1 protein-coding gene (cut by a window edge) is annotated in these 11,273 nt (G+C 69.2%); it reads right to left on the bottom strand.

Going from position 1 to position 11,273, the window contains the following annotated elements:
• Window positions 1-185 precede the first annotated feature (185 nt).
• A protein-coding gene (locus tag ACQEVO_RS34215; RefSeq protein WP_432921277.1) for a non-ribosomal peptide synthase/polyketide synthase crosses the window boundary here: on the bottom strand, window positions 186-11,273 show its 3' portion. The gene runs 40,962 nt beyond the window's last position; the window shows 11,088 of its 52,050 coding nt (coding positions 40,963-52,050); its start codon lies beyond the right edge, outside the window — the gene reads right to left on this strand; it ends in the stop codon at window positions 186-188.

Here is an 11,273-nt window from a genome sequence, read left to right as displayed (position 1 = left end):
TGTGGTCACACTGCTCACCGACGAGCACGACTGCCCGCTACCGGGTTCTCCGCCGACCGACCCTACATGGCCGAAGAGACCGATCCGTTACCGCCGATGCGCGAAACCGGCCGGAAAAGCCCCGACGCCCGGCGTGCTGCACGCCGGGCGTCGGAGCTTCGGGGCCGGGCGTAGGCCCGGACCGTTCAGTCGGGTGACTCGGTCAACTCGAGCACATATTCCACCTGCGACCAGGCCCCATCCGGCCGCCCCGCCTCTTCGAGGACGAGCCCGGACAGATCCTCCAGGGCTTCCGGGTCCAGCTCGGCAAGTCCGGCCCGATCCACCCACAGATGGGTGACCCACTCGTCGGCGAGCGCATCGCTGGTCACCTCGGGGACCAGCACCACGGCCGCGGCGGCGGCGCCGGCCGCCACGATCTCGACGACCGCGGCCGGGCTGTCGGTACGCCCGTACCGGAAGGTACGGGATTCGTAGGTCAGCTCGGTGGCGGTGTGCACCTCCGCGATCAGGGCAGCCAGCGCATCATAGGAGACGATACGACCGTCGGCCGCGACATACGCCGGATCGCCACCCTGTAGCGGGCGGACCCGATGAGCGTAGGTGACCGGACGCGGCGACTCCGCGGCGATCGTCTCGGCAGTCGCCGGATCGTCGAGCACGAGCCAGTCCACGCCCGAAACATCAGGCGGCGTGCCGGCCGCGATTCCGGCCACGGCGGTCAGGCCCGCCGCCGCGGCGGCATCCACCGCGCCGACGGGCACCAGCGCCGCACCCGTCTTGAGCACGGCCCAGGTCGAGACCACCGCGTCGACGCCGCGTTCGAGCCCGACGACGACACCGGTACCCGGTCCGTGACCGCGCGCGATCAGGACCCGGGCCAGCCGGGAGGAACGCGCGTCCAGCTCCTGATAGGTGAGCTCGTGCTCACCCCACACGACCGCGGGGGCTTCGGGATCGTCTTCCACCGAGGTACGCAGCGTCTGCGGCAGGGCGGTACCCGACGTGGCCGCGGGCGCCGCCTGCCGCTCTGGTGCGGCCATCCGGTCGCGCTCTTCGGCGTCGAAGATATCGATATCACCCACCCGGACCTGTGGATCGGCGGCCACCGCGGCGAGGATCCGTTCGAACCTGCGACCGAACGACTGCACGGTCGACTCGTCGAACAGGTCCGCGGCGTAGTTGAACACGGTCCACAACTCGCCGAAGCCGCCGTCGGGGTCGCGGCGGGGGTCGATACCGATCCCCAGATCGAATTTCGCGGCCAGCGCACCCTCGTCCAGCACCTGCACCGTGAGTCCGGGCAGGTCCAGCGCGGCCTCCTCGGTGTTCCGGAACGACAGCACCACACCGAGGAGCTGATTGCTCGCGGCCGCCCGGTCCGGCAGCACCGCCTGCACCACGCGCTCGAAGGGGACGTCACCGTTGGCGAAGGCCGACAGGTCCGTCTCCCGAACCTGATCCAGCAGATCGGCGAAGGTCATCGTGGGATTCACCGTGGTACGCAGTGCCAGCGTATTCACGAACATACCGACCAGATCATCCAGCTCACGTTCACCGCGGCCGGCTATCGGGGTGCCGACGAGGACGTCACCGGCATTGGTGAGCCGGGACAGCAGCACCGCCACCGCGGCATGCATCACCATGAACATGGTCACGCCACGCGCCCGCGCGGATTCGTCCAGCGACCGGTGTACCTCGGCGTCCACCGCGAAACCGGTGACACCACCACGCATCGACGGGATCGGCGGACGCGGCCGGTCCAGCGGCAGCCCGGCCTCACCGCTCACCCCGTCCAGCTGCTTCTGCCAGTAGGCCAGCTGAGCTGCGGCGACCGAGTCCTCGTCGTTCTCGTCACCGATCGTCGCTCGCTGCCAGAGCGCGAAGTCCGCGTACTGGACCGGCAACGGTGCCCAGCCGGGTACATCGCCGCCGACGCGGGCGAGATAGGCGGTCATCAGGTCCCGCGCCAGCGGTGCCATCGACGCGCCGTCGGCCGCGATGTGGTGGGCGACGACCGCCAGCACATACTCGTCCGGTCCGGTCGCGAGCAGCAACGCCCGCACCGGCACCTCCGCGCTGACATCGAAGCCCGCCGACATCAGCTCGGCGACCCGGGGCAGCACCTCGTCCGGGGAAACAGTGACCGGTTCCCTGGGCATCACCTCCGCGACCGGCAGGATTTCCTGATACGGAACACCGTCCGAATCGGCGGGGTACCGGGTGCGCAGCGACTCGTGCCGCTGCACGACATCGGACACCGCCTCGTATACCGCCGTCTCGTCGAGCGCGCCGGTGAGACGGATAGCGAGCGGGATGTTGTAGGCGGCCGAGCTCGGATCGAACTGGTTGATCACCCACATCCGCTGCTGGGCCAGCGACAACGGCACCCGCTCCGGCCGCGGCTGCGGCACCAGCGCCTGACGGCCACCGGAACCCGCCTGCTCCTGCACCCGTGCGGCCAGCGCGGCCACGGTGGACGCCTCGAACAGCATCCGCACCGGCACCTGGGTATCCAGTGCGGCGCCGAGCCGGGCGGCGACCTGGGTCGCGATCAGCGAGTTACCGCCGAGGGCGAAGAAGTCGTCGTCGGCACCGACGCGCTGCACACCGAGAACATCGGCGAACACATTCGCCACGATCTCCTCGATCGGGGTCGAGGCGGCCCGGAATTCGCGGGTCTCGAACACCGGCTCCGGCAACGCCTTGCGGTCCAGCTTGCCGGAGGTGTTGAGCGGGAACGCGTCCAGCGCGACGACGGCGGCCGGGACCATATAGGTCGGCAGGACCTCGCGGACCGATTCGAGCAGCTCGGTGGTCACCACATGCTGCCCGGGCGCCGGCACGACGTAGGCGACCAGCTGCTCGCCCAGCTGCGAACCGGCGACCGTCACGACGGCCTGGCTCACCTCGGGCTGCGTCAGGAACGCCGACTCGATCTCACCGAGTTCGATGCGCTGACCACGGAACTTCACCTGGAAGTCCGTACGGCCCAGGTATTCCAGCACCGGCTGCGGTACCTCGGCGCCGTCGACCGTGGTTTCGGCCGTGCGCCACCGCACGAGGTCGCCCGTGCGGTACATGCGCGCGCCCGGATCGAACGGGCTGGCGACGAACCGGTCCGAACTCAGATCCGGGCGGGTCACATAACCGCGCGCCAGCTGGTCACCGGCGAGGTACAGCTCACCCGTGACTCCTTCGGGCACCGGGTTCAGTCGCGAATCCAGCACGTATACACGCGAGTTCCACTGCGGCACACCGATCGGCACACTGCCGGTTTCCGTCCCGGTGGCCTGCCAGTAGGTGATCGACACCGCGGCCTCGGTCGGGCCGTAGAGGTTGTGCACCGTGGCATCCGAGACAGCCTGCATCGCCGTCACGGTTTCCGGCGGCAGCGCTTCACCGATCGCGAAGATCTCCCGCAATGTCGGGATCGACCCCGCCTCGGTATGCGCCGCGAACACCGTCAACATCGACGGCACGAAGTCCGTCACCGTCACGTTCTGTTCCGCGATAACCCGAGCCAGATACGCCGGATCACGATGACCGTCCGGGGTCGCGACAACCAACCGCGCACCCGCCGCCAGCGGCAGGAAGTAACCCCACAACGACACATCGAACGTCGTCGCGGTCTTCTGCAAGTAGACGTCCTCGGCACCCATCGGGTACTGCGCCAGCATCCACGCGACCTGATTACCGATCGCCGAATGCGGGACCGCGACACCCTTCGGGCGACCGGTGGAACCGGACGTGAAGATCACGTACGCGGTGTTGCTCGGCCGCACCGGCGCCAACCGGTCGGCATCGGTTACCGGCAAAGTGTCGAATCCCTCGGTATCGACGGTGTCCAAGGTGAGCACCGGGACACCGGCGATCTCGTCTACCCGGCCATCCCCGTTCGCACCGGCACTGCCGTCGTCGCCCGCGCTGACAGCCTGGGCGTCGGCGGTGGTCGACAACAGGCACACCGGGGCCGCGGTATCGAGGATGTAACCGATGCGCTCGGCCGGATGCGCCGGGTCCAGCGGCACATACGCACCACCGGCCGTGATCACGGCGTACATGCCGACCACCAGGTCGACCGAGCGCGACACCAGCAAACCGACCAGCGACTCCGGACCCACACCCTGCGCAATGAGCAACCGCGCCAGACGATTCACCCGAGCCGAGAACTCCGCATACGTCAGCTCGGTGCCCTCGAACGACACCGCCACCCGATCCGGGAATTCGGCCGCCGCACGCTGGAACCCGTCCAGCAGCAGACCCTCCGGCAGCGCGTGCTCCGTGGCATTCCACTCCGCCAGCACCCGTGTCCGCTCGACCGGATCCAGGATCTCCAGATCACCCACCGCGGTGGTGGGCGCGGCGACGATATCGGACAGCAACCGGACGAAGCGGTCCGCGAAGCCCTGGGCCGTGGCCCGATCGAACAGCGCGGTGGCGTAGGTCAGATAGCCGGCCACGCCCTGCGGTGTGCCCATCTCGTCGTAGGTGTCGCCGAGCAGGAAGTTCAGGTCGTACTGCGAGATCTCGGTATCGACCTCCACACCCGACACCGTCAGGTCCGGCAGCTCCAGGCTCGCCCCGCCGATGTTCTGGAAGGTGAACCCGACCTGGAACAGCGGATGCCGGGCGGTGGACCGCGCGGGGTTCAGCACCTCGACCAGCCGCTCGAAGGGCACATCCGCGTGTGCGAACGCCTGGATGTCCAGCTGCCGCTGGCGGGCCAGCAGTTCGGTGAAGGCCGCGCCCCGGTCGACCTCGGTCCGGAACACCAGGGTGTTCACGAACATGCCGATCAGATCGTCGAGCGCCTGGTCACCGCGACCCGCCACCGGAGTGCCGATGGTGATGTCGTCGGTCCCGGACAGCCGCGACAGCAGTACCGCGAGCGCGGTGTGGACCACCATGAACAGGGTCGCGCCCTGCTCCTGAGCCACCCGCTGTAGTCCGGCATGGGTTTCGGGGTCGATCGCGAGCCGCACGCGGCCACCGGCGAAGGACTGCACCGCCGGACGCGGCCGGTCGGCCGGCAGATCCAGCTGATCCGGCACACCCGCCAGCGCCGACTGCCAATAACCGAGCTGCTGCGCCGCCAGCGACTCCGGATCCGACTCGTCACCGAGCAGCTCACGCTGCCAGATGCTGTAGTCCGCGTACTGCACCGGCAGCGACGTCCAGCCGGGTGCCTCACCCGCGGCGCGGGCCGCGTAGGCGGTCATGATGTCCCGGGTCATCGGGCCGACCGACAGGCCGTCGCCGGCGATATGGTGCACCACCATCGCCAGCACGTACTCGCCGGTCATATCGGTTCCGTCGCCGGCGGGTGCGTCGCTCACCCGGAACAGCGCCACTCGCAGCGGGACCTCGGTGGCGACATCGAACCCGGCCGAGGCCAGCTCCGCCACCGCCGGTACCACGTCCGCGGCGGTCACCGGCCGCAGCTCCAGACGCGGTGTGGCCTGCGCGACCGGCAGCACCACCTGCACCGGGCCGGATTCCGTCTCCGGATACACCGTCCGCAGCACCTCGTGCCGGGACACCAGATCCGCCACGGCCTGCCGCAGCGCGGCCACATCCAGTACACCCGACAACCGGATGGCCAGTGGCAGGTTGTACGCCGCCGACGCCCCGTCGAACCGGTTGAGGAACCACATCCGCTGCTGCGCCAGCGATACCGGCGCGGCCTCGACCACCTCGCCCGACAGCAGTGTCTGCTCCCGGCGCGGCTGCGGCACCAGCGCGGCCCGCCCGCCGGCCCCGGCCTGTTCCTGCACCCGCGCGGCGAGCGCGGACACGGTGGAGGCCTCGAACAGCATGCGGACCGGGACCTGGGTGTCCAGCGCGGCGCCGAGCCGCGCGGCGAGCTGGGTCGCGATCAGCGAGTTACCGCCGAGGGCGAAGAAATCGTCGTCCGCGCCGACCCGCTGTACGCCCAGAACGTCGGCGAACACACCGGCCACGATCTCCTCGATCGGGGTCGAGGCCGCGCGGAACTCCCGCGCCTGGAACACCGGCTCCGGCAACGCCTTACGATCCAGCTTCCCGGAGGTGTTGAGCGGGAAGGCATCGAGTTCGACCACCGCGGCCGGAACCATGTACGTGGGCAGAGCGCCGCGCAGCGCCTCCAGGAGTTCGCCGGTGACGATCTGCGCACCCGGTGCGGGCACCACATAGCCGACCAGCTGCTCACCCAGATCGGAGCCCGCGACCGTCACGACGGCCTGGCTCACCTCGGGCTGCGCCAGCAACGCCGATTCGATCTCACCGAGTTCGATGCGCTGACCACGGAACTTCACCTGGAAATCGGTACGGCCCAAGTACTCCAGGACCGGTTCGCCGCCGGCCCGCGTCCAGCGCACGAGGTCGCCGGTGCGGTACATGCGAGCACCGCCGTCGAACGGGCTCGCCACGAACCGATCCGAACTCAGATCCGGCCGGGTCACATAGCCGCGCGCCAGCTGATCGCCCGCCAGGTACAGCTCACCCGTGACGCCCTCGGGCACCGGGCGCAAACGTCCGTCGAGGACGTAGACCCGGCTGTTCCACTGCGGCACACCGATCGGCACACTGCTCGTCTCGGCGCCGGTCGCCTGCCAATACGTGATCGACACGGCGGCCTCGGTCGGGCCGTAGAGGTTGTGTACTGCGGCATCGGAGATCGCGTGCATCGCGGTCACGGTCTCCGGCGGGAGCGCCTCACCGATCACGAACACATGCTCGAGACTCGGAATCGAACCGGCAGCGGTATGCGCGGCAAAGACCGTCAGCATCGACGGTACGAAGTCCGTCACCGTCACCTGCTGTTCCGCGATCACCCGTGCGAGGTAGGCCGGGTCACGATGGCCGTCCGGCGTGGCGACAACCAGGCGTGCGCCCGCCGCGAGGGGCAGGAAGTAACCCCACAGCGACACGTCGAATGTCGTCGCGGTCTTCTGCAGATAGACGTCACCCGTACCCATCGGGTACTGCGCCAGCATCCACGCGACCTGATTCGCGATCGCCGAATGCGGCACCGCCACACCCTTCGGGCGACCGGTGGAACCCGACGTGAAGATCACATACGCGGTATTCGACGGCCGCACCGGGCCGAGCCGCTCGACGTCGGTGACGGTCGAGGCGTCATAACCGGTGGTGTCGACAGTATCCAGGGTGAGCACCGGAACACCGGCGATCTCGCCGACCGCACCACCATCGATCGCACCGGCACTGTCACCCGCGGTGACGGCCCGCACGTCGGCAGTGGTCGACAAAAGGCAGACCGGTGCCGCGGTATCCAGGATGTAGCCGATCCGCTCCGCCGGATGCGCCGGATCCAACGGCACATACGCACCACCGGCCGCCACCACCGCATACATGCCGACCACCAGGTCCACCGAGCGCGACACCAGCAAACCGACCAGCGACTCCGGACCCACACCCTGCGCAATCAACAACCGCGCCAGACGATTCACCCGAGCCGAGAACTCCGCATACGTCAGCTCGGTGCCCTCGAACGACACCGCCACCCGATCCGGGAACTCCGCCACCGCACGTTCGAAACCGTCCAGCAGCAGGCTTTCCGGCAGCGCGTGGTCCGTGGCGTTCCACTGTCCGAGCACGCGGGTCCGCTCGGTATCGGTGAGCACCTCGAGATCGCCCACCGCCGTGGCCGGCGCGGCCACGATCTCGGTCAGCAACCGGACGAAACGGTCGGCGAAGCCCTGGACCGTCGCCTGGTCGAACAGATCGGTCGCGTAGATGAACTTGGCGCTCACCCCGCGGGCCGTGGCCGCGCCGCTACCGGACTCGGCGATACGTTCGGCGAGTTCCAGCTGCAGATCGAATTTCGCTGTCTCGATGGGTGATTCGATCCCGCTGATGGTCAGGCCGGGCAGTTCGCCGCGGACCTGCGGGTTGTTGTTCTGCAGCGACAGCATCACCTGGAACAGCGGGTGCCGGGCCTGCGACCGCACCGGGTTCAGCACCTCGACGAGGCGCTCGAACGGCAGATCGGCGTGGCCGAACGCGGCCACATCGCCGCCCCGGACCGTATCCAGCAGTTCGGCGAAACCGGCGCCGGGATCGATCGGGGTCCGCAACGCGAGGGTGTTGACGAACATACCGATCACATCGTCGAGCGCGCGTTCACCGCGGCCGGCCACCGGAGTGCCGACGACGATGTCCTGTTCACCCGAGAGCCTGGACAGCAGCACCGCGAACGCGGCGTGCACGACCATGAAGAACGTCACGCCGTGGGCGCGGGCCAGATCGACCAGCTCGGCGTGCACCGCCTCGTCGATCTCGAAGGTGTGGGCGGCGCCCCGCCCGGAGGCCACGGCGGGCCGCGGCCGGTCCGCCGGCAGGTCCAGCTGTTCCGGGATACCGGCCAGCTGCCGGGACCAGTAGTCGATCTGCGCGGAGATCACCGATCCCGGATCGTCCTCCGAACCCAGCACCTGCCGCTGCCACAGCGCGTAGTCGGCGTACTGCACCTCGAGCGGCCGCCAGCCCGGCTCGCCGCCTTCGATCCGGGCGCTGTAGGCCGTGATCACATCGCGGGCCAGCGGTCCCATGGAGAAACCGTCGGACGAGATGTGGTGCGCGACGAGCACCAGGACGTGCTCGGTGGGATCCACTTCGAACAGCCGGACCCGGAACGGCACCTCGGTGGTGACGTCGAAACCGGCCGAGGCGAATTCGGCGACGCGCAGCAGCACCTCGGCTTCGGACACCTCCACCGGGGTGAGGTCGGGGATGACCGCCGCGGTCGGGACCACCTGCTGGTACGGCGTGCCGTCCACCTCGGGGTAGTACGTGCGCAGCGATTCGTGCCGGGCCAGCAGATCGGCGATGGCGATCTGCATCGCCTGCCGGTCCAGCAGACCCGACAGCCGCACCGCGATCGGCATATTGTCCGCGGCCGAACCCGGATCGAACCGGTTCAGGAACCACATCCGCTGCTGTGCCAGCGACAGCGGTACCCGTTCCACGACCTCGCCGGAGGGCAGGGTCTGGGTGGGCCGCGGCTGCGGTACCAGCGGCACCCGGCCGCCCGTACCCGAATGGGTTTCGGCGCGGGCCGCCAGCGCGGCCACCGTCGAGGCCTCGAACAGTTCCCGGACGGCGAGTTCGGTGTCCAGCGCGGCCGACAGCCGCGCCGCCACCCGGGTCGCGCTCAGCGAGTTACCACCCAGCGCGAAGAAATCATCGTCCGCACCGACCCGCTCCACACCGAGCACCTCGGCGAACACCGCCGCCACGATCTCCTCGATCGGCGTCGACGGCGCCCGGAACACCTGCGCCTCGAACACCGGCGCCGGCAACGCCCGCCGATCCAGCTTGCCGCTGGCATTCAACGGCAACTCATCGAGCACCACGAACGCGGCGGGCACCATATACGACGGCAGGCGCGCGGACAGGTCCTCGCGAACGTCCTCGAGGTCCAGTGGCGCCCCGGCCGCGGGGACCAGATAGCCGACGAGCTGGTCGCCGGTGCGCGCATCGCTGCGCAGGATCACCACGGCCTGCCCGACCTCGTCCACATCGGTGAGGGCGGCTTCGATCTCGCCGAGTTCGATGCGCTGGCCGCGCAGTTTCACCTGGAAATCGGAGCGGCCCACGTATTCGAGTTCGCCGGCGGAGTTCCAGCGCACGACATCGCCGGTGCGGTACATCCGTGCGCCGGTGCCGAAGGGGTTGGCCACGAAGCGATCGGCGGAGAGGTCCGGCCGGGCGACATATCCGTGCGCCAGCTGCGTACCGGCGAGGTACAGCTCACCGGCGACCCCCACCGGCGCCGGCCGCAGCCGGTCGTCGAGCACGTACACCTGGGTGTTGAACACCGGGACACCGATCGGCACCACGGTGGTGTCGGCGTCGGTGACCTCGTGGAAGGTGACGTCGACCGCGGCCTCGGTGGGGCCGTACAGGTTGTGCACGGCGGTACCGGTGAGCTCCCGCAACCGCTGCGCGGGCCTACCCGGCAGCGCCTCGCCGGAGGAGAACACCAGCCGCAGCGAGGTGCACGGCCGCGCGCCCGTTTCACCGGGCAGGGCGGCCACGAAGACGGTGAGCATGGACGGCACGAAGTGCGCGACCGTCACCCGCTCGGTGTCGATGATCTCGGCCAGGTAGGCGGGATCACGATGACCGTCCGGCTTGGCCACGACGAGCCGCGCGCCGATCTGCAAGGGCCAGAAGAACTCCCACACCGACACATCGAAGGTCGACGGTGTCTTCTGCAACACCACATCAGCAGACTCGAGGCTGTACTCGGCCTGCATCCACACCAGACGGTTCACGATCGCACCGTGCGACACCGCCACACCCTTCGGGCGGCCCGTCGAACCCGACGTGAAGATCACGTACGCCGTATTCGCCGCGCGCAACGGAGCGACCCGATCGGCGTCGGTGATCGCGGTATCGGCGTACCCGTCCAGGTCCAGCCTGTCGATTCGCACCTGGGCGGTATCGATCGGCAGATCGTCGCCGGAGGTCAGCACGCAGACCGGGTCGGCGGTGGCCAGGATGTATTCCGTGCGCTCGGCCGGATGATCCGGGTCCAGCGGTACGTAGGCGCCACCCGCGACGGTGACCGCGTACATCCCGACCACCAGATCGATAGAACGCCGCATGCCCAGGGCCACAAAGGTTTCCGGGCCCACACCGCGATCGATCAGCCACCGCGCCAGCAGGTTCACCCGGGCGGCGAACTCGGCGTAGGTGAGCGTCTGATCGTCGAAGGTCAGCGCGGGCGCGTCCGGAGTCCGGGCGAGCTGCGCATCGAACATCGACACCAGGGTCGCCGTGGAGTCGACATCGTGCGCGGTGTCGTTCCAGCGGCGCAGCACCAGTTCGCGTTCCGCGCTGTCCAGCAGGTCGATCTCGCCCAGCGGCCGGTCCGGCGCCGCGGTGATCGCGGTGAGCACCCGCACCAGCTGGTCGGCGATCCGGCGCACCGCGGGCTCGTCGAACATGTCCTGCAGATAGCCGGCACGGATCCGCAGGGTGCTGCCCAGCGAGGCGATCAGGCTCAGCGGGTAGTGGGTGGCGTCAACCGTGCTGAGCCCCGTCACGGCCAGGCCGTCGATATCGGTGGCCTGGGCCTGGATACCCGCGGCGTCCACCGGATACGACTCGAACACCAGCAGTGTGTCGAACAGGGTCGCCAGTCCGGCGCGGTGCTGGATATCCGCCAGCCCCACATAGTGGTGGTCCAGCAGGTCGGCCTGTTCACCCTGGGTGCGGGTGAGCAGGGCGCGCGCGGGTTCGTTCTGATCGAACCGCACCCG

This window comes from Nocardia sp. CA-290969, assembly GCF_050936135.1.
GTDB lineage: Bacteria > Actinomycetota > Actinomycetes > Mycobacteriales > Mycobacteriaceae > Nocardia.
Note: the sequence above shows the minus strand (reverse complement) of the source record. Positions and strands in the feature narration are given on the sequence as shown.